Origin of the sequence: Bacillus sp. FJAT-27916 (assembly GCF_001183965.1) — a bacterium.
Lineage (GTDB): Bacteria > Bacillota > Bacilli > Bacillales > Pradoshiaceae > Pradoshia.
Genome location: NZ_LFZV01000001.1, coordinates 1,564,716 through 1,586,453 on the forward strand (window position 1 = coordinate 1,564,716; position 21,738 = coordinate 1,586,453).

25 protein-coding genes are annotated in these 21,738 nt (G+C 43.6%); 21 read left to right on the forward strand and 4 right to left on the reverse strand.

The features are described from left to right. The first annotated feature begins 91 nt into the window (after window positions 1–91). The 5 genes from AC622_RS07530 (at window position 92) to lysA (ending at window position 4,611) form a co-directional block, all read left to right on the forward strand. Window positions 92–709 (forward strand): stage V sporulation protein AA, encoded by a 618-nt coding sequence (locus AC622_RS07530; protein ID WP_049672837.1) that lies wholly within the window; start codon window positions 92–94, stop codon window positions 707–709. Next, a complete protein-coding gene (locus AC622_RS07535; RefSeq protein ID WP_049670511.1) occupies window positions 699–1,118 on the forward strand; it encodes a stage V sporulation protein AB in 420 nt (139 codons plus the stop codon). The genes AC622_RS07530 and AC622_RS07535 overlap by 11 nt, the downstream gene beginning before the upstream one ends. Window positions 1,119–1,166: 48 nt before the next feature. Then, entirely contained in the window at window positions 1,167–1,715 is a 549-nt protein-coding gene (locus AC622_RS07540; RefSeq protein WP_049672838.1) for a stage V sporulation protein AE, read from the forward strand. A 4-nt stretch (window positions 1,716–1,719) separates the two neighbouring features. Beyond that, window positions 1,720–3,171, forward strand: a complete 1,452-nt coding sequence (locus tag AC622_RS07545; RefSeq protein WP_049672839.1) for a spore germination protein — start codon at window positions 1,720–1,722, stop codon at window positions 3,169–3,171. 132 nt (window positions 3,172–3,303) lie between these two features. Further along, window positions 3,304–4,611, forward strand: a complete 1,308-nt coding sequence (gene lysA, locus AC622_RS07550) for a diaminopimelate decarboxylase (RefSeq protein WP_049672840.1) — start codon at window positions 3,304–3,306, stop codon at window positions 4,609–4,611. Window positions 4,612–4,827: 216 nt separating this feature from the next. On the opposite strand, the gene AC622_RS07555 is transcribed toward lysA, so the two are convergent. Continuing rightward, window positions 4,828–5,700 carry a DUF1002 domain-containing protein gene (locus AC622_RS07555; RefSeq protein ID WP_049670512.1) on the reverse strand — a complete coding sequence of 291 codons (873 nt, stop codon included), beginning with the start codon at window positions 5,698–5,700 and terminating at the stop codon, window positions 4,828–4,830. Between the two features lie 383 nt (window positions 5,701–6,083). On the opposite strand from AC622_RS07555, the gene AC622_RS07560 reads away from it, so the two are divergent. Continuing rightward, the gene (locus tag AC622_RS07560; protein WP_049670513.1) at window positions 6,084–6,431 is read left to right on the forward strand and encodes a GNAT family N-acetyltransferase; all 348 of its coding nucleotides are present in this window, start codon (window positions 6,084–6,086) and stop codon (window positions 6,429–6,431) included. A 50-nt stretch (window positions 6,432–6,481) separates the two neighbouring features. Here AC622_RS07560 and AC622_RS07565 read toward each other — a convergent pair whose 3' ends face one another. Together AC622_RS07565 and AC622_RS20610 are read right to left on the reverse strand one after the other, a co-directional pair. Next, on the reverse strand, window positions 6,482–7,006 hold the full coding sequence (locus AC622_RS07565; protein ID WP_049670514.1) for a DUF309 domain-containing protein: 525 nt from the start codon (window positions 7,004–7,006) through the stop codon (window positions 6,482–6,484). A 140-nt stretch (window positions 7,007–7,146) separates the two neighbouring features. Continuing rightward, window positions 7,147–7,254, reverse strand: coding sequence for a YjcZ family sporulation protein (locus AC622_RS20610; RefSeq protein ID WP_082197062.1), 108 nt, complete (start codon window positions 7,252–7,254; stop codon window positions 7,147–7,149). A gap of 173 nt (window positions 7,255–7,427) precedes the next feature. Here AC622_RS20610 and AC622_RS07570 point away from each other — a divergent pair, with 173 nt between their 5' ends. The 14 genes from AC622_RS07570 to AC622_RS07635 all read left to right on the forward strand — a co-directional run bounded on the left by AC622_RS07570 (window position 7,428) and on the right by AC622_RS07635 (window position 20,738). After that, window positions 7,428–8,195, forward strand: a complete 768-nt coding sequence (locus AC622_RS07570) for a segregation/condensation protein A (protein ID WP_049670515.1) — start codon at window positions 7,428–7,430, stop codon at window positions 8,193–8,195. Continuing rightward, complete coding sequence (gene scpB, locus AC622_RS07575; protein WP_049670516.1) at window positions 8,182–8,760, forward strand: SMC-Scp complex subunit ScpB; 579 nt, start codon at window positions 8,182–8,184, stop codon at window positions 8,758–8,760. The genes AC622_RS07570 and scpB overlap by 14 nt, the downstream gene beginning before the upstream one ends. An 18-nt stretch (window positions 8,761–8,778) precedes the next feature. Continuing rightward, window positions 8,779–9,135, forward strand: coding sequence for a hypothetical protein (locus AC622_RS07580; RefSeq protein WP_049670517.1), 357 nt, complete (start codon window positions 8,779–8,781; stop codon window positions 9,133–9,135). 121 nt (window positions 9,136–9,256) lie between these two features. Continuing rightward, complete coding sequence (locus AC622_RS07585) at window positions 9,257–9,745, forward strand: YpuI family protein (RefSeq protein ID WP_049670518.1); 489 nt, start codon at window positions 9,257–9,259, stop codon at window positions 9,743–9,745. Window positions 9,746–9,893: 148 nt separating this feature from the next. Then, window positions 9,894–10,763 (forward strand): superoxide dismutase, encoded by an 870-nt coding sequence (locus AC622_RS07590; protein WP_053103794.1) that lies wholly within the window; start codon window positions 9,894–9,896, stop codon window positions 10,761–10,763. A gap of 573 nt (window positions 10,764–11,336) precedes the next feature. Further along, window positions 11,337–12,446, forward strand: a complete 1,110-nt coding sequence (locus AC622_RS07595) for a D-alanyl-D-alanine carboxypeptidase family protein (protein WP_049672842.1) — start codon at window positions 11,337–11,339, stop codon at window positions 12,444–12,446. Then, complete coding sequence (locus AC622_RS07600) at window positions 12,439–13,032, forward strand: nucleoside recognition domain-containing protein (protein WP_049670519.1); 594 nt, start codon at window positions 12,439–12,441, stop codon at window positions 13,030–13,032. The genes AC622_RS07595 and AC622_RS07600 overlap by 8 nt, the downstream gene beginning before the upstream one ends. Before the next feature lies 1 nt (window position 13,033). Further along, the gene (locus AC622_RS07605) at window positions 13,034–13,564 is read left to right on the forward strand and encodes a spore maturation protein (RefSeq protein WP_049670520.1); all 531 of its coding nucleotides are present in this window, start codon (window positions 13,034–13,036) and stop codon (window positions 13,562–13,564) included. A gap of 228 nt (window positions 13,565–13,792) precedes the next feature. Further along, entirely contained in the window at window positions 13,793–14,521 is a 729-nt protein-coding gene (gene rluB / locus AC622_RS07610) for a 23S rRNA pseudouridine(2605) synthase RluB (RefSeq protein WP_049670521.1), read from the forward strand. A gap of 94 nt (window positions 14,522–14,615) precedes the next feature. After that, window positions 14,616–15,143 carry a thiol-disulfide oxidoreductase ResA gene (gene resA, locus AC622_RS07615; protein ID WP_049670522.1) on the forward strand — a complete coding sequence of 176 codons (528 nt, stop codon included), beginning with the start codon at window positions 14,616–14,618 and terminating at the stop codon, window positions 15,141–15,143. A gap of 16 nt (window positions 15,144–15,159) precedes the next feature. Beyond that, window positions 15,160–16,806, forward strand: coding sequence for a cytochrome c biogenesis protein ResB (gene resB, locus AC622_RS07620; RefSeq protein WP_049670523.1), 1,647 nt, complete (start codon window positions 15,160–15,162; stop codon window positions 16,804–16,806). Then, the gene (gene ccsB, locus AC622_RS07625) at window positions 16,799–17,971 is read left to right on the forward strand and encodes a c-type cytochrome biogenesis protein CcsB (RefSeq protein ID WP_049670524.1); all 1,173 of its coding nucleotides are present in this window, start codon (window positions 16,799–16,801) and stop codon (window positions 17,969–17,971) included. The genes resB and ccsB overlap by 8 nt, the downstream gene beginning before the upstream one ends. A 272-nt stretch (window positions 17,972–18,243) precedes the next feature. Continuing rightward, window positions 18,244–18,963, forward strand: coding sequence for a response regulator transcription factor (locus tag AC622_RS07630; protein WP_049670525.1), 720 nt, complete (start codon window positions 18,244–18,246; stop codon window positions 18,961–18,963). Next, entirely contained in the window at window positions 18,963–20,738 is a 1,776-nt protein-coding gene (locus tag AC622_RS07635) for an ATP-binding protein (RefSeq protein WP_269431777.1), read from the forward strand. The genes AC622_RS07630 and AC622_RS07635 overlap by 1 nt, the downstream gene beginning before the upstream one ends. Window positions 20,739–20,850: 112 nt before the next feature. On the opposite strand, the gene AC622_RS07640 is transcribed toward AC622_RS07635, so the two are convergent. Further along, a complete protein-coding gene (locus AC622_RS07640) occupies window positions 20,851–21,312 on the reverse strand; it encodes a GyrI-like domain-containing protein (RefSeq protein WP_049670527.1) in 462 nt (153 codons plus the stop codon). A gap of 223 nt (window positions 21,313–21,535) precedes the next feature. Here AC622_RS07640 and AC622_RS07645 point away from each other — a divergent pair, with 223 nt between their 5' ends. Beyond that, window positions 21,536–21,730, forward strand: coding sequence for a hypothetical protein (locus tag AC622_RS07645; protein ID WP_049670528.1), 195 nt, complete (start codon window positions 21,536–21,538; stop codon window positions 21,728–21,730). Window positions 21,731–21,738 lie beyond the last annotated feature (8 nt).

Below are 21,738 nucleotides of genomic sequence, written 5' to 3' on the forward strand. Positions count from 1 at the left end.
TGTGACATTTTTGATTTTCTGGTATGTTCCTGATTTTTCTATCCATACTAAAAGTAATGGCAAGGACCAAGAAATGGGGATGGAATCTTTCATGGAAGAATGTGTGTATATCCGCCTGAAATATCGGGCGAAGATAAAGCCGAATGAGCCCATCCTGCTGAAGGATATTGCCAATATCATTGGAACCGACGAGGTAACTGAGAAGGTCGGGAATTTGGTGTTAGGCGAATTCTCAAAGAATAAGGATGTATTCATTCTTGATGTAACCGTCGTGCTGCAGACGATATTTCGTCATTTCCCGAACATGTCCATGGACACGTACGGGCCTTCCCAAACAATTGTTGAAGTCGTTCGAAAGAAAAAGAAAGTATCAAAGATTGGTTTCATTGTGGTTTGGCTGATTCTGTTCGTCGGAGCGGCGTTTGCCATCATGAATTTCCATGAGGATGTCAGTATGAGGCAGATGCATGAACGATTGTATTTTATGATAACCGGCGAGCATTCAGAGCACCCGTTCATTTTTCAAATCCCATATTCGTTCGGGCTTGGGCTCGGTATGGTTTTATTCTTTAACCATATATTCAAGAAGAAATTCAATGATGAACCAAGTCCGATGGAAGTGGAAATGTTCAACTATCAGCAAGAACTCGATCAGTATTTAATCATGCGAGAGAACAAGATGTATTCCTCCTTCCTTGATGATGATTGAGAAGCTCTTAGCCATCCTGATCGGATTCTCCGGCGGTGTATCTGTCGGAGCAGGCTATGTAGCCTTCTTGACTGTGTTGAATGTTATTCCACGCTTGACTCAATTGACGAAATCAGTCAGATACGTGCACTTCTATGAGGCGGCTGTCATTCTTGGTGCCGTCATTGGGACGATTTTTAGTTTATGGGATTTCACGCTGAACCTTTCCTTTTTATTATTGGCGGGCTTCGGGTTATTAAGCGGAATCTTTAATGGAATGCTCGCTGCAGCGCTTACGGAAGTGTTGAATGTATTTCCAATTCTTGCGAAGAGAATCGGAATGCAGGACAGTCTTGTTTACATACTAATTGCATTGGTGCTGGGAAGAATCCTTGGATCGTTATTTCAATGGATTATTTATACACAATAACGCTTGAATAAAGGCGGTGCGCAAGTGGCACAGAAACGAAAAATCATCATGATTACAGATGGGGACGAATATGCAAAGCGAGCCGTGGAGCATGCGGCAAAAGAGATTGGCGGCCGCTGTATCTCTGCCTCTTATGGCAATCCAGCAAAGGTGGATGGTCCTGAGCTCGTAAAACTCATCAAGTCTGCTGCCAATGACCCAGTGCTTGTTATGTTTGATGACAGCGGGCTCGTTGGGGAAGGAGCTGGCGAGACGATGATGAAATATGTAGCTGAGCATGACGATATCGAGCTTCTTGGCATTGTTGCTGTTGCCTCGAAAACAAGGCAGGCGGAGTGGACGAAGGTTGACGTGTGCATCGATCGTGAAGGCAATCTGACGGAGCGTGGTGTGGATAAATTTGGTCTTCCTGAGATGGATATAGGCCGCATTAACGGAGATACGGTTTATTGCATCGACTCCATTGATGCGCCTATTGTCGTCGGCATCGGCGATATTGGAAAGATGGCAAAGTATGATGATATTAAGATTGGGAGCCCAATCACCTTGAGTGCAGTAAAACTGATTTTGGAACGGAGTGGGTATCTTGACAGATAAGAAGATGAAAGTACCAGGGGATTTAGCCAAAGTAAAAAAATATATGGAAAACTATGTTGGACTTGGCGTCAGCTTTGATATTGGAGTCAGGGAGATCACCCTTCGAGATGTTCCAGTTCAAATCTATTATGTGAATGGGTTATGTGATACAGCTTACATCATTGAAATTATGGAAACCTTATTAGGCATCAATGAATTCGAAAAAATCGAGGCTAAGGATGCGGATATATATGAGCTGGTGAAGAACCGGCTTGTTCAGCAATCGGTTGAAGTGAAGCAGACGATGGATGAAATGGTGGATCAGGTTCTCTCTGGCTTGATTGCTGTCATCGTGGATGGAAGCGAGAAAGCGTTGATTGTCGATGTTCGGAGTTATCCGGGAAGGACGCCGCAAGAGCCGGATACAGAAAGAATCACAAGGGGCGCGCGTGATGGCTATGTTGAGAATATAATAGTAAACACAGCCTTAACGAGAAGAAGAATCCGAGATGAACGGCTCCGTTTCGAAATCATGCGTGTCGGAGAGCGGTCGAAAACGGATATTGCGATTGGTTATATTGAGGGAATCGCAAATCCTCATTTAGTCGAAATCATCAAACGAGAGCTTGGAAGCATTAAAACGGATGGGCTGACGATGGCAGAGAAAACAGTCGAGGAATATTTGGTTAAGGAGAATTATAATCCATATCCATTGGTTCGCTATACAGAAAGAGCCGACGTTGGAGCTAATCATCTATTTGAGGGACATGTTCTTATCTTTGTTGATACTTCCCCGAGCATCATGATTGCACCGACGACCTTTTTCCATCATGTGCAGCATGCGGAGGAATATCGTCAATCAGCTTCTGTCGGTACGATTATCAGATGGTTTCGCTTTATCGGTATCTTTGCTTCTCTCTTTCTCATTCCCTTATGGCTGCTGTTTGTACTAGAGCCGCAATTGCTTCCGAAATCACTGGAGTTCATCGGCCCAAATGAGGATATACATGTTCATATTCTGCTGCAGGTAGCCTTTGCTGAAATAGGGATTGAGCTCTTGCGCATTGCGTCCATACACACACCTGCACCGCTCTCCTCGGCCATGGGCTTGATAGCAGCTGTGTTGATTGGACAAATTGCGATTGATGTCGGCTGGATTGTACCGGAAGTATTATTTTATATCTCCATCGCTACAATTGGAAGCTTTGCAACACCGAGTCTTGAGCTGGGACTAGCCAATAAATATGTACGTTATGTACTCTTGATCTTGACAGGCGCGTTTCATGTCCCAGGGTTTATCATCGGTAATACACTGTTCATCCTTTATTTAAGCCATATAAATACGCTGTCTACTCCGTATTTATGGCCGTTTATCCCATTTTCCCCAAAAGCACTATGGCAGATTGTGGTCAGAAAACCGGTGCCGGGAAGTCATTTAAGGCCGCGAATTTTGCATACGCTTGATCGGAAGAAATAGACCCTTGCCAATATTAATGGAAGATGGCGCACTAGTGTGGTAAAGTATGATTTATCAAACAATTCGAAAAAATAGGCAGCATATACAGCTGTCTATTTGTTTCGTTTTTCTGCACAGAAGGGAAAGATGAAGATGCATTATTATGGAACTGGACGCGTGAATGAGCTTGGCCATTTGGAGATTGGCGGAGTGGACACAGTAACCTTAGCGGAGCAATATGGCACGCCATTGTATATATATGATGTTGCCCTGATTAGAGACCGGGCCAAAATGTTTCAGGAAGCATTCAAGAAATCTGGTGTAAAGGCTCAGGTCGCATACGCTAGCAAAGCATTCTCCTCTATCGCCATGTTCCAATTAGCCAGGGAGGAAGGTTTATCACTGGATGTTGTCTCAAGCGGAGAACTCTATACGGCTATACAGGCCGAATTCCCACCGGAGCGGATTCATTTACATGGGAATAATAAGAGTCCCGAAGAGCTGGAAATGGCCATTGATGCGAATGTCGGCTGTATTGTGGCGGATAATTTTTATGAGCTTTCCCTAATTGAAGCGCTGTGTAAAAAGAAAGGCAAGGTATGTCCGATTCTCCTGCGTGTAACACCGGGAATTGAGGCGCATACTCATGACTATATCCTGACTGGACAGGAGGATTCAAAATTCGGATTTGACTTATGGAATGGCCAGGCTGAAGAAGCCTTGCAGCTTGCTTTATCAAAGGACTGCTTTGACGTGCTGGGCTTGCATTGCCATATTGGCTCGCAAATTTTTGAAACAACTGGTTTCATATTAGCTGCACAAAAGCTGAGTGAGCAAATTCATAACTGGCATGAGCGCTACAGCTTCACTCCAAAGGTGCTTAACTTGGGCGGAGGCTTCGGTATCCGCTATACGAAGGAGGATCAACCGATTCCCGTTTCCACTTATGTCGAGGAAATTGTAAAAGCGGTAAAGCAGGATTTTGATCAGTACCGAATGGACATGCCAGAAATCTGGATTGAGCCGGGACGTTCTCTTGTGGGTGATGCAGGAACGACTATTTACAGCATCGGTTCAACAAAGCATGTGCCGAATACTCGTACGTATTGGGCCGTCGACGGCGGGATGAGTGATAATATCCGTCCAGCACTATATCAGGCCAAATATGAGGCGGGACTCGCTAACAGGATGAACGATAAGGTGGAAGAGGAGGTGGCTATCGCCGGTAAATGCTGTGAAAGTGGAGATATGCTCATTTGGGACCTGCCGCTTCCCCATATTCAGCATGGAGATCTGCTGGCTGTCTTCTGTACAGGTGCCTACGGCTACTCCATGGCTAATAATTACAACCGAATCCAGCGCCCGGCTGTTGTCTTTGTGGAAAATGGCGAATCGAGGCTTGTTGTAAGACGGGAAAGCCTGGATGATTTGATTCGTAATGACCTATCTTTATATAAATAGAGGATGAGAGGAGATGTCCTGCAAGAAGCTTGCGGGCGTCTTTTTTTTGTTGAATGCCCCACTGTGGGAATTGTGTAAGGAATAGGTACCAATCATTTTGGAAAGCCTGCCAGTAACTGCTTTGTCATTTGTATGGAAAATCCCTTAAATAGGGCACAGCAAAATAAGAAGCACTACAAAAGAGCAGCCCCCTCATGGGACTGCTCTTGGATAGTTTTAAGAGAATAGAGACTTGATTGCATCGATGAGGGAAGCAAATACTTCCTTCAGTTTATCGAGGAAGGATTGGCCTTCTTCAGATTTCAGGTAATTGCTTACTTTTTCTTTGGCAGCATTCAGCTGATCATTCACGGCACCCCAGTCGATGCCTAATTCCTGCAATTTGTTGAATAGGTCCATCAAACTTTGAATCTGGACATCTGTTAAATTGATATTGATTTGGTCAGCTGCTTTGATGATGATGGTGCGAAGCTCTTCATCATTTGCCGGCGGGTTAGCAGCAATCTCTTCTTTAATGGTTTCAACGAGCGTTGTTGCTTCCTCTGTGCCAATTTCATCGCCGAGCTTAGCGGTTTCGACCATTTCCTCATTGGCTGCCTGCTTTTGCTCCTCAGAAATTTTGGTATCGGTGGATACTTCATAGGCTTTGATCAAGCCGGTTAATGCCGCTGTTCCGGATACTTCAAATGGGGCTGTGACATAAATGTCCGCATCCTTGATACCAGCAGTTGCTAAGGCATTTTTGTACATATCATCTGTAACCCAGGTAATATTTTTGGTTTTGACATTGATTCCTGAACCGCTTTTGGCAATCGTAATCGATGAAGAGGAGATGGCTTTTGTGCCGATTAGGCGGCTGGCTACTTTGCCATCAAGATAATTATGCTCTTCTTCGTTTGTCACGGTTACGATATCTACATTATCTGGTGCATCCATTTCTGCAAGCAATAATTTTTTCTGCTCAGCGGTTAAATTCTCCCCAAGAGTGACAACCATGTCACCGCGCTGCAGGTCAGCGAGAGTAATACTTGGAATAAGAAAACCTGCTATTAAGAGAGCAGACAACATTTGTGCAATCCATTTTTTCATGTTTAATAACCTCCTGTATGAATTAGACGTATGATGACCAAAAAGGTTTCATTTTCTTGTCCGATTGGACGTTCACCGAGCTGAATGAAACGATTTTTTGCCCCGCATTGAGCTGCCTCTCACATGCGTAATTTCGTCTAACTCTAAAAATACTATACTCAAAAGCTTCTGATTTTGAAAGATGCTTTTGCAAAAAATCATAAACTAGATGGTTTACAGATGGATGTTCATTCGGTATAGTAGGGAGTCAGATGGTGCTGCGGAGCGGGTGTTTAGATGGTGGAAAGTGACCCAGTTGAATTCCTGTGTGAAAACGAGTATGATTATGAAGATTGCAAAAAAAAGAACTTATTTCTATAATTCTCATTTGATGAGGGATCATTATGCTAATTAGGTACAAAAAAAGCTTTGAAAAAATTGCAATGGGATTATTATCCTTCATGCCGGATGAAAAGGATATAAAAAAATTGCAGCAAAGCATGAAAAATTATGAAACAGATGACAGCAAGCAATTATTCCTATGGAAAGAGGATGAAGACTTCATCGGACTGATTGGAGTAGAAGTCCATGGGAATACTGTTGTGCTTGCAGATGTTTCTGTGAATCCATCACATCGCGGTCAAGGAGTGGGCCGTAAGATGGTGACGACTGTAAAGGGATTTTATCCAGACTACGAATTTGATGCGCGTAGAGAAACTGCCCAATTTTTGGCGAAATGCTTGGATTGTTAATTTAATAGACTTTCATAAATAGAAAGAAGCCCTTAAAACAAGGGCTTCTTCTATTTATTACGTCTGATCTTGAGCTGCTTAAATCTCTCCTCAATCACGTCTGTGCGGTCTCTGTGCGAATGTCTGTGAATCAATGGGGTATCAGCAAGGTCGCTTTGGCAGCCCCAGGTTAATCCTTGGCTTCTGCATTCAACTTCGCAGATGGAGACAAGTGCTGGGTCGGCTAGGGGGAGCATGGGGCTTTCATAAGGTGTGTTGGCTTGAATCCGTTGGATGTAATTCGCCAGCAGGTCATCTAGCGCTGGAAAATCAAGCCCAAGCGTGGTTGTTTCCTCGCGGCGATGCATCAGGATATGTCTGGCCTTAGAGAGTGTTCTAACAGCTCCTGGATGATTGCCCCTGCGGTAGTGATAAAGGCCGACGGCAATCTGAATAAGACCGACCCATACAGAATCACGCTCAAGCGGCGGATGCTCCTTCCAATATTCCTCGAGAATTTCGTGACACTCAAAGTAATCTCTCCGCCCATGAAATTCGAGCAGATATTGTATGTATTCGTTTGGATAATTCCTCATCCTTTTCCTCTCCAATCGTCTTGGCAGATACTACCTTCACTATACAGAATAATGCAGGCGAAAGAAAAGAAATAAAAACTGCCGGCTTCATACCGGCAGCTTATCAAGTGGTCGTGCCTGAATGATTATGATTCAGGGTGTCAGCACCAGAAAGCCGCACCTACGATAACAAGTAAAATAAATAGTACGACGATCAAAGCGAATCCGCTGCCAGCTCCTGCTCCTACAAAACCTCCGCCTTCTCCCATAATTAAATCCTCCTCTTAAGCTTTTCTGTACATTGCATTGTATGACATTTACACATAGGTGTTTGGGCCAACGCCCAACTCTTTAAAAATTTCTCCTTAGACATGCTATTGGAAAGAAGGCGGACTTCCACTATACTAAAGGTAGTTTATTTACGTAGGAGAGCCTGAAGATTATGAGCTATAAGATCAAGATTGATGCTTTTGAAGGACCGTTAGACTTATTATTGCATTTAATAAACCGGCTGGAGATTGATATATATGATATCCCTGTCGCTGAGATAACTGAGCAGTATGTAGCTTATATACATACGATGAAGGAACTTGAACTTGATGTGGCGAGTGAATATCTCGTGATGGCGGCAACCCTTTTGGCCATTAAAAGCAAGATGCTCCTGCCAAAGCATGAGGATGAGTGGGATGAAGAGGAAGAGGAATTCCTCTATGAGGAGGACCCTCGTGATGAGCTTGTCATGCAGCTATTGGAATATAAGAAATATAAAGAAGCTGCCGGGGAGTTCAAAAACCTTGAAGCAGAAAGGGCGCTTATCTTTACGAAGCCCCCGATTGACCTGTCACCTTATTCAACTGAGACTTCAGCTGAGAAGGCTGATTTGGACGTGAATATATATGATATGCTCGGCGCCTTCCAAAAGCTTATGAGACGCAAGAAGCTGCAAAGACCGCTGCAGACACGAATTACAAGACAGGAAGTGTCTATTGAGAAGCGGATTGGAGAACTGCGTGATACGCTTCGCAGGAGGAGGAAAAAGGTTCTTTTCAGCAGCCTTTTCGCTGATGATAATAAAGAGCAGCTCGTCGTGACCTTTCTGGCCATTCTGGAAATGATGAAGCAGAATGAGGTCGTCGTAGAACAAACTAATAATTTTGAGGATATTTTCATAGCATGGAAGCAGGGGGATTTGACCGTTGGAAATCGTTAATTGGAAATCAATTTTGGAAGCATTACTATTCGCAGCAGGGGATGAAGGACTATCCTTGCAGCAGATTGCAAGCGTGCTCGAGGTAACTGTCGAGGAGGCACGGGATATCGTATCCGACTTGATGCACGCTTATGAACAGGAAGATAGAGGTATTTATTTAGTGGAGATGGCCGGCGTTTATCAGCTGGCGACGAAAAAGGCACATGCGCCTTATTTAAAGAAACTGGTTGAATCCCCATCAATCCACACCTTATCACAGGCATCACTCGAAACATTGGCCATCATTGCCTATAAGCAGCCCATTACCCGTATTGAGATTGAAGCAATTCGAGGGGTGAAATCCGAACGGCCTATTCATACACTTTCAGCTAAAGCGCTTATCAAGGAAGTTGGCCGGGCAGAGGGGGCTGGACGAGCTTATTTATATGGAACAACATCCGAATTCCTCGATTATTTCGGCTTGAAGTCAATTGAAGATCTGCCGCCGATTGATGAGAATCATGAGGATGGTTTTAATGATGAAGAAGCAGATCTATTCTTTCACAAATTCCAGGAGCTTGATTAAGAATCAGGAGGGGAAATATTGAAAATCATTACTTGTGCCGGCTATGAGTTGACGAAAGAAAAGTCCAATTCACCGGAGGATCTTTTTAGTCGTTCAGTCGTGAAATACAGGGACGGCGGTCGTATAAAGGAACTGCAAGTGCTGTATGTACGTTATTTTGAGGAACTTCTCATGGAGCGTGCCGCACAGCAAACAGTGGAGTTTCTCACACGCTACCCAGTGAAGGATTGTTTAGCCTTGCTCTATCTATTAAAAAATAAAGGTTTCCTGTCGATGAAAAAAGTGTATATAAACACAGAGAGTGATTTTTTCAATATTTTTGAAGACCTGGATATTCATGAGGTAGAACGAATTCTTGAAGGTGATGGAATATGATGGATTACGAGGATAACCTTGCGAAACCTTCCTGTATTCGGCAAATAACACATGACTTTTGTGCTAATCTGTAATAGAATATTCAGGAAGCAACGTTTCAAAATTAAGGGGAGGGTTCCGGTTGGGCAATACATTAGTGAAAAGCCAGTTGGAAGACGTAGCATCATATTTAGGAAAGACTGTACAAATCCTCGAAGCCTACTTGAATGATACTACCATGGATCGTTTGATGAGTGAAAAGAGTGGGAATGAAGACTATTACAGAGGGTTATTATCCTCTATCCGAAAGCTTTGTGTATACTGTGAGGAAAGCCTTGACGCATGCAAAATCGTGTTGAAAAATGAGCCGTTTAACAAGGCTGCTGCCGAAAGGGTTCTATACAGAGTCTATCACCAATGCATCGAAGAGTATTTCGCACCAAAGAGCGATTTATGGTTTGAGGACAGCCGCTCTGCTTATACAGGGCGAAACTGCATTAAATTTAGGGATGAGGCGCCTGAAAGTTTGAAGGATGTCATTAAGACCCTTGAATCAGATGTTCAGAAAATGCGTGAGGACCTTGAATACTATGAAACGGACTATAAAACAAAAATGGTCCAATCTAATTAAATAAGGATGAACAACGAATAGGATGAATGTCCTAATCAGTTGCTCTTTAGAGGTTCAGGATGCGTCCTGAGCCTCTTTTTAATGGAAGGCAAAAGAAATCATAAATCATCCCCTCCTTTGAATACAATGAGGCAAGGATTCTTTGGAGGTGACACTTATACAATCATATGTGGATGAAATTGCCCGTTGGGTATCAGGGGTGGAAATATGGGCGGCGAAAAGAGGGGAAGACATCCGTCAATCCCTATCAGGAAACCTTGAGAAGCTGAATGCCTATTTATTTACTTTGAATGAGCAGGTTCCTTCCGATAAGGACGTGTCTGAGCTGCAAGCTCTCGCAAATAGTTTAGAGCGAGCTATTCAGCAGGTTCACCAAAATGGGGGATATGTGCCGCCAGGGCAGCACGCTCTCCCGCCATTGCCTTATGCCTATAATGCCCTTGAGCCTGTCATAAGCGGCGAAATCATGAAGCTTCATCATTCAGTCCATCACCAAGCCTATGTAGACGGCCTGAATAAAGCGGAGCTCAAGATGAAGGAAGCAAGAGAGCAGAATGACTTTGACCTCCTGAAGCATTGGGAAAGGGAGGCGGCCTTTCATGGGTCTGGGCATTATTTGCATACAATCTTTTGGCATAATATGAAGCCAAATGGAGGAGGCGGGCCGGAGGGTGAATTGCGGGAATGGATTGACCGGGATTTTGGCAGCTTTCGTATGTTTCAAAAGCACTTCACTGAAGCAGCTAAGAAGGTAGAGGGTGTCGGCTGGGCTTTGCTTGTTTGGTCGGCAAGGGCACATCGCCTTGAAATTCTTCAATCTGAGCGCCATATGATTCTGACCCAATGGGATACGATCCCGCTGCTTGTCATTGATGTATGGGAGCATGCCTATTATTTGCAATACAAGACGGAACGGGGAAAATATGTAGACAAATGGTGGGAAGTCGTTAATTGGCTTGATGTGAGTGCTCGATTTGGGAAGGCGAAGGAGCTCGGCTGGAAGGTGTATAGGAAGTAAGAAATAGAGGCTGACCGTAGAAAGTTCAGTAAGGCTTTCAGGTCAGTTTTTTTATGTATAATTTTGCTTGATTCCGTATATTTTTCTGTCAACTTACATAGTGTTTACTATTCGCTAAATGGGATTGTCCTGATTGCGCCTTACGGTGAATAGTTCTTCCATATATTAAATTCAGCACCCATAGTCTGGTTATTTCGCTCTTCACGTTTTCATTACGCCCTCAAACACCTATAAAAAGATAAATCTTAAATAAACTTTATGAAAATGAAGCTGCTATATAGTCCGGTATATCAAAATGGCCAAGCCAAGCTATTTGGAGCTAAAAATCAGCAAATGTACATTTTTAGCGGTAGAAAAATGCCAACAGGAAGAGGAGAGTGTTGTTTACATCACCATCGAAAAAAGATTCTGTTTAGTCGGGTCTTTGCATAGACTTGTACTAAAACGTTGGAGAGGACGAGTGTGGTGAAAAGATATCTAGCGCGGTCGAAGAAAAAGAACCTGTCCGATAGCAGTCAATCCTCCTCATGGGGGAAGAAGATTCTGTTGAGCCTTCTCGTCTGCATATTGAGTATGACCTTCATTCTAGGTGAAGAGAACCAGGTGCAGGCAAAGGAAATGAAAAGCATGCAGGTCGGTGCAAAAAGTGCGATTACGATTGAGCAAAGTACCGGCAGGATTCTATATGAGAAGGATGCTCATACAAAAAGAAGGATTGCGAGCATCACTAAAATTATGACGGCTATCCTGGCGATTGAGTCAGGGAAGATGGACAAAACCGTAACGGTGAGTGAATCAATCTTGAAGGCAGAGGGCTCTGCCATCTATTTGAAGGTCGGGGAGAAGATTAAACTAAGCGATCTTGTTTATGGCCTTATGCTCCGGTCTGGAAATGACGCGGCTATTGCGATTGCAGAATATGTGGGAGGAAGTGTGGAGGGATTTGCCACCATGATGAACCAGAAGGCGGAATGGATTGGGATGGAGAACAGTCATTTCACGAATCCGCATGGCCTGGATGACTCCAATAATCATTACTCCACTGCTTACGATATGGCTATCCTGACTCAATATGCGATGAAGAATAAGAATTACCGTAAAATAGCCGGAACGAAAATACATAGAGCCCCGAATCCGAATGAAGCGTGGGATCGCGTGTGGAAAAACAAAAACCGTCTCCTTACCGAAAAATATAAATACTGTACAGGAGGAAAGACTGGTTATACAAAAAAGGCTAAACGAACTCTTGTCACGACTGCTTCAAAGGACGGAGTTGACCTCATAACGGTTACGATTGATGATTCAACTGATTGGGCAGACCATATCGCCCTTTACGAGGCAGGTTTTGACCAGTATTCACTTGTCGAGGTGCTTCCAGAAGGACCGATTGATGCCGTTAAGAAAGGCTTTTACAAAAAGAAGGCTCATTTGAGGTCGTCATTGATCTATCCGCTGACGGATGAGGAGAAGGAAAAGGTCAAAGTAGTTTATAAGCTGCAAAAGCCAAAGAAAAAATGGAGGAACGAAAAGAAATGGCCTGAAAAGGTTGGGGTTGCCGAGCTGATACTGGATGGGGAGGTTCTCTATAAGAAGCCCATCTATTTAAAGAAAGAGAAAAAGACGGTCATGGAAACATGGATGCATGTGTTTATGACTTTTGCAGGTGCTGATCGGAATGGTTAACTATATATGGGTCGGTCTCAGTATCATAGGAATTGTCTATGCTATGTTTACGGGGACGATTGCAGAGGTCAATGAGGCGATATTCAAGAGTGCGAAGGAGTCTGTCACCCTTTGTTTTGGATTGATGAGTATTCTTGTCTTCTGGCTCGGGATGATGAAGATTGCTGAGCATTCAGGCTTGCTTGAGAAGCTATCCTTATTGTTTAAGCCAATTGTCTCCCGTCTTTTCCCAGATGTGCCGGCGAATCACCCGGCAATGGGCTATATCGTCTCCAATATAATGGCTAACACATTAGGTCTCGGGAATGCGGCGACACCGCTTGGCATCAAGGCAATGGAACAATTAAAAATTCTGAATGGGAACAAGGATTCAGCGAGCCGATCAATGATTACCTTTCTTGCCTTAAACACATCAGGCTTAACACTTATCCCGACGACTGTCATCGGCATTCGCATCCATTATCATTCAGCCAATCCGACAGAAATTGTCGGGCCGACTTTATTGGCTACTGTCATTGCGACGATTGCGGCAATCTTCATTGACCGGTTCTATTATTATAAGAGGGTGCGAAAGGGGATAGAGTGATATGCAATGGATTTCAGCCCTGTCGCTATGGATGATTCCTGTCATGATTCTATTGATTTTAGCCTATGGCACCTATAAGAAGGTTCCAACCTATGAAAGCTTTGTAGAAGGAGGAAAGGAGGGGGTTAAAATCACCTTCTCAATCATCCCTTTTTTAATTGGAATGATGGTGGCTATTTCAATCTTTCGCGCTTCCGGTGCGATGGATGCGGTCATCTCCTGGATAAAGCCTGCCTTGCATGTATTGGGGGTGCCTTCAGAGGTTGTTCCGCTTGCCTTAATCAGGCCTATCTCCGGCAATGCCGCTTTAGGAATGGCGAGTGATCTGATTGCTAGCTATGGTCCTGACTCGTTCATCGGCAGAGTAGCTTCAACGATTCAAGGAAGTACGGATACGACCTTGTATGTCTTGACGGTTTATTTCGGCGCAGTCGGGATCAAAAGAATGGGGGATGCACTTAAGGTTGGCTTATGGGCGGACCTGGTAGGAATCGGAGCAGCCATTATACTGGCAACAATCATGTTTCAATAAATGTTCAAAAATTGGACAAATTATCTCCTTGTATGTTAAAAATAGGAATAAATGATAGAAATCGGCGATTTAAGCCGATTTTTTTGTGTTTCCGAGCTAGGAATGAAATAATATCGATGAATGAACATATCGTTTTCGCGAAAAACAAAGTATAATGAACAATTAGGTAGAAACCCTATGATTTGTGTAAACTATCTAGAAAAAGTAAAATTAGACAGGTGATTATGAATGGAAAGAATACAAAAAGTGATAGCCCAAGCCGGCATTGCGTCACGACGCAAGGCTGAACAACTGATTCAGGAAGGGAAAGTAACCGTGAATGGAAAGGTTGTCAGGGAGCTTGGTGTTAAGGTAGGACCGAATGACCATATTGAGGTCAGCGGTGTGCCAGTTGAGAAGGAAGAGCCGGTTTACTACCTTCTTTATAAACCGCGCGGAGTCATTTCGGCTGTATCAGATGATAAGGGACGCAAAACGGTCGTAGACTTATTCCCGTTTGTTGAAAAGCGCATCTATCCGGTTGGAAGGCTGGATTATGATACATCTGGCTTGCTTTTATTAACGAATGACGGTGATTTCGCCAATGCGCTTATGCATCCGAAATATCAGATTGAAAAAACCTATGTGGCAAAAGTAAAGGGGATTCCAAGCCGTGAAGCGATGCGCCAATTAGAGCGCGGCGTTATGCTTGAGGATGGAAAAACAGCTCCTGCAAAGGCGAAAATGATTTCCATGGACCGCAGGAAGCAGACATCCATCATTGAGCTGACCATCCATGAAGGCCGTAATAGACAGGTCAGAAGGATGTTTGAGGCAATTGGTATGCCTGTCATGAAACTAAAACGCGAGGCATACGGCTTCTTGACCTTGCATGGGGTTAATACAGGCGATTACCGCGAGTTAACACCGCATGAGGTGAAACAGCTCCGTAATATGGCACTAAATAAAAATAGATAATTTGTCTAGCAAACCAGGGCACTGCTTTTATGCAATCGGGGACAAAGGCGGTGCTTAATGGGTACATACAGGAACAAATGGGGGAAAGGCACGTATGAACAAACAAAAGCGTTTTTGGATGAGAACGATCATTTTGGCTGTTTTGGCTAGTGCTGTCGTGTATGTCGTCTATTCCAGCTTAACGATGGACAAGGAAAAGTCACTTGATAAAGGTGATGAAGCGCCGAATTTTGCTTTGACTGACCTAGAGGGAATGAAGCATGTGCTGGAGGAGTACAAGGGGCAGGGTGTATTCCTTAATTTCTGGGGAACATGGTGCAAGCCTTGTGAATATGAAATGCCCTATATCCAAAGCCAATATGAGCAATTCAAGGATAAAGGCGTCCATGTAGTGGCCGTCAATGTGAATGAGGCGGATTTTGTCGTTGAGAAATTCAGAGACAGACATAAATTGACATTTCCAATTGTTATTGATAAGAATAATCTTGTTCAGCAAAATTATTTGATTAATACCCTGCCAGCCACTTATTTAATCGATAAGGATGGAAAAGTCGTAGATTACACGACTGGCAGTTTAACAGAGGAAAAGATCCAGCAGATGATGGAACAAATTCAGCCATAACAAGGGGTAATGTTTCATGAAAGAAATTAAGTGTGAATGCGGTCACATCAATCCATATGGAACGGTGCTGTGTGAAGCATGCGGCAAGGTGCTAGAGAAGGAGACAGAGGAAGAAAAGCAGAAATTACTGGATATGAAATACGAGGGCAGCGCAAGGCGTTCCCAAACGTATAATAAAACCGTGATTGATAAGGTATGGACCTTCTTCTCTTCTGTCAAAGTAGGGGTCACCTTAATCATCCTTCCGCTCATTGCCGCCTCCATTGGAACTATCTTCCCACAGGAGGCCCTCATTCCAGCCGGTGAGCCGGCAAATACTTTTTATGAGAATGAGTACGGAACCATCGGGAAGATTTATTATGAATTAGGATTACATAACTTATACAGCTCATGGTGGTTCTTGCTGCTTGTGTCCTTGCTCGGGGTATCGCTCGTTATCGCGAGCTTGGATCGATTTGTGCCTTTATACCGCGCTTTGAAGAATCAGCGTGTCACCAGGCATCCACAGTTCATGAGAAGACAGCGGATTTTCGGCCAATCGACGAAAATGGTTGACGGAACCTATGAGCTTATTAAAGAAAGACTTGCCGCAAAACGGTACAAAATTAGAGAAGAAAACGGGAATATTCTAGCTGAGAAGAATCGGTTCTCGCGCTGGGGTCCCTATGTCAACCATATTGGCTTGATCATCTTCTTGATTGGCGGGATGCTCCGCTTTGTACCAGGCATGTATGTAAATGAGTACATGCGTATTCCTGAAGGGGAGACCGTCGCCGTCCCTGGAACCAATGGGGAGTATTATGTAAAGAATAATCAGTTTATCATTGAAACGTATGATAAGGAAGCAGACGCCAAGTTTGAGTCGGCGCTTGAGCGGACAGGCTCAGTTGTCAGCAATTATCAGACGAATGCGACTCTTTACAAACATATCGGCGAAACGATTCCTGGTGAAGAACCAGAGCTTGAGAAGGTGAAGGATTTTCCCATCATTGTTAATGATCCGTTGAAATTTGAATCATTTGCCCTCTATCAAACCTCTTATGAAGAATCATTTTCATCTATGAATTTTTCTTTCATCAATAAATCATCAGAGAAGAGCTTTGGGGAATTTACGGTTGATTTAAAGAATCCGAAAGATTCCTATGATCTCGGGGATGGCTATAAAGTCCAGCTTGCCAGCTATTTCCCAGATTTTGAATTCGACGAGAATAATCAGCCGACCACAAAGTCTAGGTATCCGAATAATCCAGCCTTCATCTTTAACCTGTATACGCCGGGCAATTCGGAGCCTGAGGTCGCCTTCATTGGTATTCAGCAGAACCTTGAGCCGATGGGTGAGAATGAATACGCCATTAAATTCAGCGGCATTGATTATCAATACTCAACCTACCTGACTGTCAGGAAGGATCTTACATTATGGGTTTTGGGGCTTGGCGGCTTAATTTTCATGATTGGGGTTGTACAGGGGGCCTATTGGCAGCACCGAAGAATCTGGCTTCAGCAAAAGGATGGAGAAATCTTGGTTGCAGCTCATACGAACAAGAACTGGTATGGAATTAAGCGTGAGATAAATGAGATATTGGAGGGAACTCCAATACCGCTTCCGGTTGACCAAACCGAGGAGGAATCCAGTCAAACTAAAGGGGGAGAAGTGAGTGGCTGAACTAAGCAGTAATTTATTGTTTGCAGCTTTTATACTTTATTTAGTATCAACGTTCATTTTTGCCGGCTCCATAAAAGGGAAGGCAGATACACGAAACTACAAAGGATGGGCAAAAGCCGGAATAACGGTGACCATTATTGGGTTTGCGGCTCAGGTAGGTTATTTCATCACACGCTGGATGGCCTCAGGACATGCACCTGTCAGTAATTTATTCGAATTTACAACATTTTTCGGAATGATGCTGGTCGGTGCCTTCATTATTATTTACTTTATTTATAAGGCTTCTATTCTAGGTGTCTTCACGATGCCGATTGCTCTTTTAATCATTGCTTATGCAAGCATGTTCCCGCGCGATATTTCGCCGCTGGTCCCTTCATTAAAGAGCCATTGGCTGCAAATTCATGTGACGACAGCTGCAGCTGGAGAAGCGATTCTTGCTATCAGCTTTGCAGCAGGGTTGATTTATTTATTGAAGTTTATTGACCAGACGAAGGCTTCAAAGAGAACGTTCTGGCTTGAAGCTATTCTCTTTTTCTTGATCTCAACTGTTGGATTTGTCGCTGTAACCACAGGTTTCTCATTAGCAGATTACAAGGCAGACTATACTTGGGTGAATAAAGATGGTGCAGAGGAAACGGCCTCCTATACAATGCCGGCTTTATTCGGTCCGCATGAAGCGAAGCTGACAGCAGGAGAAGGAATGGAACCGCTCATCGATATGCCGGCATTCATCAATGCAAAGAAATTCAATACAGTCATTTGGTCTGTTTTAGCCGGCTTTGTATTTTATGGTCTTCTTCGTTTAGTATTGAGGAAGCGAATTGGAGCCGCTTTGCAGCCATTGGTGAAATCAGTCAATCTGAATTTACTGGATGAAATCGGCTATCGTTCCATTGTCATTGGCTTCCCCGTCTTCACGCTCGGAGCCTTGATCTTTGCCATGATTTGGGCACAGATTGCCTGGTCAAGATTCTGGGGATGGGACCCGAAAGAAGTATGGGCGCTTATTACATGGTTATTTTATGCGGCGTTCCTTCATTTGCGTATATCAAGAGGATGGCATGGTGAGAAATCAGCCTGGCTGGCCGTTGCAGGCTTTGCTATCATCATGTTTAATCTCATTGTCGTTAACCTAGTTATCGCCGGTCTTCATTCCTATGCTTAAATAGATAAATGGTGAAAAGGTCAAATCTGTAACAGATTTGACCTTTTTGTGTGGAAAAGATAGATTTGGGAGCCATTATTTTTAAAAAGTTCACAAAAATTGTTATGATAATAGTAATGAAGGATTAGGCATCTTATAAAGGTGTGTTCTAGTTCCTATTTCTTAGAATTTTTAGTTTTATATTCCTAAACTAATATTATCAAGGTATAATGAATTTTGAGGTTAATAAGTTGTTAAGTACTGGAATAGTTTCCATGAAGGGGGTTCGGGTGATGGAAGAAAGCACCATCCGATTGCTTGTAGTTGATGATGAAGACCGAATTAGAAGATTGTTGAAAATGTATTTAGAGCGAGAAGATTACGTGATTGATGAGGCTGCAAATGGTGATGATGCTATAGAACTAGCCTTGTCAAATGATTACGATGCAATATTGCTCGATTTAATGATGCCTGGCAAGGATGGGATTGAAGTCTGCAAGGAATTGCGCGAAAAGAAGGCCACGCCTGTAATCATGCTGACAGCAAAAGGCGAGGAAGTGAATCGTGTACAAGGCTTTGAGGCCGGCACAGATGATTACATCGTTAAGCCGTTCAGTCCTAGAGAAGTTGTGCTAAGAGTGAAGGCTCTTTTAAGAAGGGCGTCTAAGACATCTTATTTACAGGCTGAAGGCTCCACAAAGGATGTTATTGTCTTTGATCATTTAACAATCGATAATGATGCACACCGTGTGCTCGCTGACGGAAAAGAGGTTGCCCTCACACCGAAGGAATACGAGCTTCTCCTCTTCCTGGCGAAAACACCAGATAAAGTATTTGAACGTGAGCAACTCCTTAAAGAAGTCTGGCATTATGAATTCTTCGGAGATTTGCGAACCGTTGATACGCATATTAAGAGATTGAGAGAAAAATTAAATAAAGTGTCTGAGGATGCCGCGAAAATGATTGTAACCGTTTGGGGAGTCGGGTACAAATTTGAGGTGCAGATAGACTGATGCTTTGGAAAAGTGTGGTTGGCAAGCTATGGTTAACCATTATCCTGCTCTTTTCCTTCGTCTTGTTCATTCTGACAGTTCTGCTCTTGGAGTTCTTTCACAATCAAAGCATGCAAGAGGCAGAGCAGTCACTCTTTTTGACAGCTAATCAAGTGGAGACGGTTATTACAGAGCATGAGAATTACGCAGACGTACTCGATATTATTTGGGAAACAACCGATGAGGGCGTCGGCGTTGTCATTCTCTTAAAGGATGGAACCGTCTATACGAGCTTACAGGATGCCGATGAGGATGAGATAGCGCAGCTTTTTCAAAAGGATGAAGAACTAAAGTACGCTTTGTTCGATCAGAAAGAAGTGAAGGAAACGACCTACTTGCCATCCGTATTGAAAGGGGACAATGTAACGCAAGCAACCATTGTCGGTATTCCGCTGGATACAAATAATATTGAAGGAGCCATCTATGCCTTTCAATCCGTTGATTCAAGTGAAAGTACGAGTGCTTCCACGACGAAATTCATTCTGATAGCCGTCTTGGCGGGAATCATTCTGACAACAGTCTTCGCCTTCTTCCTGCTGACTCGAGTGACAGCTCCACTCAGAAGGCTGAAGGAGGGTGCGTTGGAGCTCTCAAAAGGGAGATTTGACATGAAGGTCCCGATTATATCAAATGATGAAATTGGTGACTTATCGAGAACCTTTAACCGAATGGCCAAGCAGCTGAAGCATAATGTGAGTGCCTTGCAGGAGGAGAAGGAGAATCTATCCAATATCTTGAGCAGTATGGCTGATGGGGTCATCACGTTTAACCGTGACGGGGAGATACTTGTCACCAATCCGCCTGCTGAGGATTTTCTAAGCTATATCCAAATGGATGAAACGGACTTGGCAGAGCTGCAAACTGGCAATCAAGTGCCGGAGAAACTGCTGAGTTTATTCCAAGAGGTCAAGGAAACAGAAACAACCAAGATTGCGGAAGTAAGCGTGCAAGGTCATGATTGGGTCATTCTGATGAATCCTCTTTATGATGCTCAAGCGGTACGGGGTGCGGTTGCTGTCCTTCGCGATATGACGGAGGAGCGGAGGCTTGATAAGATGCGGAAGGATTTTATCGCCAATGTTTCACATGAGCTGCGGACACCTATTGCTATGATGCAAGGGTATAGTGAAGCTATCATCGATGATATTGCCGAAACGCCAGAGGAGAAGAAGGAGATGGCACAAGTCATTTATGATGAATCCTTGCGTATGGGCCGATTGGTGAATGAACTGCTGGACCTCGCCCGTATGGAGGCAGGTCATCTTTCCTTAAATAAATCTGAGGTGGAAATTGGCAGCTTTATCGAGCGAATAGTGAAGAAATTCAAAGGACTGGCAAAGGAAAAACAAATCAAGATTGTGGCCGAAATCACCCAGCCAGATGCTATTCTATTATTTGATCCTGACCGTATGGAGCAAGTATTTACAAACCTTGTCGATAATGCTCTGCGCCATACACCGCAAAACGGAGAGGTGCGTATCATTCAGCGTACAGGTCCTAACGGAATCATATTTGAGATCAAGGATACAGGAGTTGGAATATCTGCTGAAGAGCTGCCGTTTGTATTCGAACGCTTCTACAAGGTGGATAAGGCTAGAACGAGGGGCCGTGCTGGCACCGGTTTAGGGCTTGCCATCGTGAAAAACATTATTCATGGCCACGGCGGCAAAATCGAGGTATCGAGCAAATTAGGACACGGTACGACATTTACCTTCTTCCTCCCAACAAAAAAGTAGGATTTCGTGTTTTATGGGGGAAGCGGGGAGAATAATCTTGTTACATGGGTAACGCATTCAAATCAAAGAGGACCTCAGCAAGCACGCTGAGGTCCTCTTTTTATTGCACTTCTCATTTAATCGGCATAACAATTTTCGTTAATCGTACCTTCTCCGGAAAATCAGAATCATTGTAATAATATTCATAGGCTGTCCCGGTTGGTTCATAGCCATTTTGCTTCATAAATTCAGCCATTTCATTATAAGTTGGCTCTATGTCGCCATATGGACCGAGATACATGCAGAAAATTGACCTGCTTTCAGGAATACATCCTGACTTCAAATCGCCTTTATCGGGCAGTTTCTTCATCACAGGAAAGCCTATTTCCACATCCAAATGATGCATATCCATATTATGATACGCAACGAAAGGAACATCTGATAAACATTCCCCAAGCTCCGCTAAATAATCTGCCATCTTTTGATAGCTCTCGCCGATTAATTGCGGAAGCTTTTCAATCGAAGTCATCGTCCGAATGGCAAGTACGGGCTGCTCGTTTTGCTGAACTAATTCAATTCGAGATATTTTGGGCATCTTCTTCACTCCTCTTTTGTTTTTTTATATAGTTATATCTTCGGAATTCTTTACCCGTCTACTTGATTTTTAACCATTTTAATTATGTTAATATAACGATTAATCTTCAGGGGAGAAGGAAGGCGGTACATTTGGAGGGTTAAACAATGGGTGGAAAAACGGTTCTATTCAACTCTGACTGGAAATACATATGGAAGGGTGAAAAAATGACGGAGGGTTACGTATGATCAGTTATGCAAAACGTTTCTTTATTGTTTTTCTCTTGGCAATCTGCATCAGCCTTCTATTTCTGGCAGGGAGACAGACAGAAACCGCACAGAAAAGCGATGGAGCGGCAGCAGAAAAGGATGGAGTAACTTGGGAATCATACCCCGAATTTTATCTAATGGGGAAAAGCACAAATGCCCGTTCCAGTTGAACGGGCAT

Coding starts and splice junctions, on each gene's coding strand:
- AC622_RS07530 (WP_049672837.1), top strand. CDS start 92: ATGGAAGAATGTGTGTATATCCGCCTGAAATATCGGGCGAAGATAAAG.
- AC622_RS07535 (WP_049670511.1), top strand. CDS start 699: ATGATGATTGAGAAGCTCTTAGCCATCCTGATCGGATTCTCCGGCGGT.
- AC622_RS07540 (WP_049672838.1), top strand. CDS start 1,167: ATGATTACAGATGGGGACGAATATGCAAAGCGAGCCGTGGAGCATGCG.
- AC622_RS07545 (WP_049672839.1), top strand. CDS start 1,720: ATGAAAGTACCAGGGGATTTAGCCAAAGTAAAAAAATATATGGAAAAC.
- lysA (WP_049672840.1), top strand. CDS start 3,304: ATGCATTATTATGGAACTGGACGCGTGAATGAGCTTGGCCATTTGGAG.
- AC622_RS07555 (WP_049670512.1), bottom strand. CDS start 5,700: ATGAAAAAATGGATTGCACAAATGTTGTCTGCTCTCTTAATAGCAGGT.
- AC622_RS07560 (WP_049670513.1), top strand. CDS start 6,084: ATGCTAATTAGGTACAAAAAAAGCTTTGAAAAAATTGCAATGGGATTA.
- AC622_RS07565 (WP_049670514.1), bottom strand. CDS start 7,006: ATGAGGAATTATCCAAACGAATACATACAATATCTGCTCGAATTTCAT.
- AC622_RS20610 (WP_082197062.1), bottom strand. CDS start 7,254: ATGGGAGAAGGCGGAGGTTTTGTAGGAGCAGGAGCTGGCAGCGGATTC.
- AC622_RS07570 (WP_049670515.1), top strand. CDS start 7,428: ATGAGCTATAAGATCAAGATTGATGCTTTTGAAGGACCGTTAGACTTA.
- AC622_RS07595 (WP_049672842.1), top strand. CDS start 11,337: ATGACCTTCATTCTAGGTGAAGAGAACCAGGTGCAGGCAAAGGAAATG.
- AC622_RS07600 (WP_049670519.1), top strand. CDS start 12,439: ATGGTTAACTATATATGGGTCGGTCTCAGTATCATAGGAATTGTCTAT.
- AC622_RS07605 (WP_049670520.1), top strand. CDS start 13,034: ATGCAATGGATTTCAGCCCTGTCGCTATGGATGATTCCTGTCATGATT.
- rluB (WP_049670521.1), top strand. CDS start 13,793: ATGGAAAGAATACAAAAAGTGATAGCCCAAGCCGGCATTGCGTCACGA.
- resA (WP_049670522.1), top strand. CDS start 14,616: ATGAACAAACAAAAGCGTTTTTGGATGAGAACGATCATTTTGGCTGTT.
- resB (WP_049670523.1), top strand. CDS start 15,160: ATGAAAGAAATTAAGTGTGAATGCGGTCACATCAATCCATATGGAACG.
- AC622_RS07630 (WP_049670525.1), top strand. CDS start 18,244: ATGGAAGAAAGCACCATCCGATTGCTTGTAGTTGATGATGAAGACCGA.
- AC622_RS07635 (WP_269431777.1), top strand. CDS start 18,963: ATGCTTTGGAAAAGTGTGGTTGGCAAGCTATGGTTAACCATTATCCTG.
- AC622_RS07640 (WP_049670527.1), bottom strand. CDS start 21,312: ATGCCCAAAATATCTCGAATTGAATTAGTTCAGCAAAACGAGCAGCCC.
- AC622_RS07645 (WP_049670528.1), top strand. CDS start 21,536: ATGATCAGTTATGCAAAACGTTTCTTTATTGTTTTTCTCTTGGCAATC.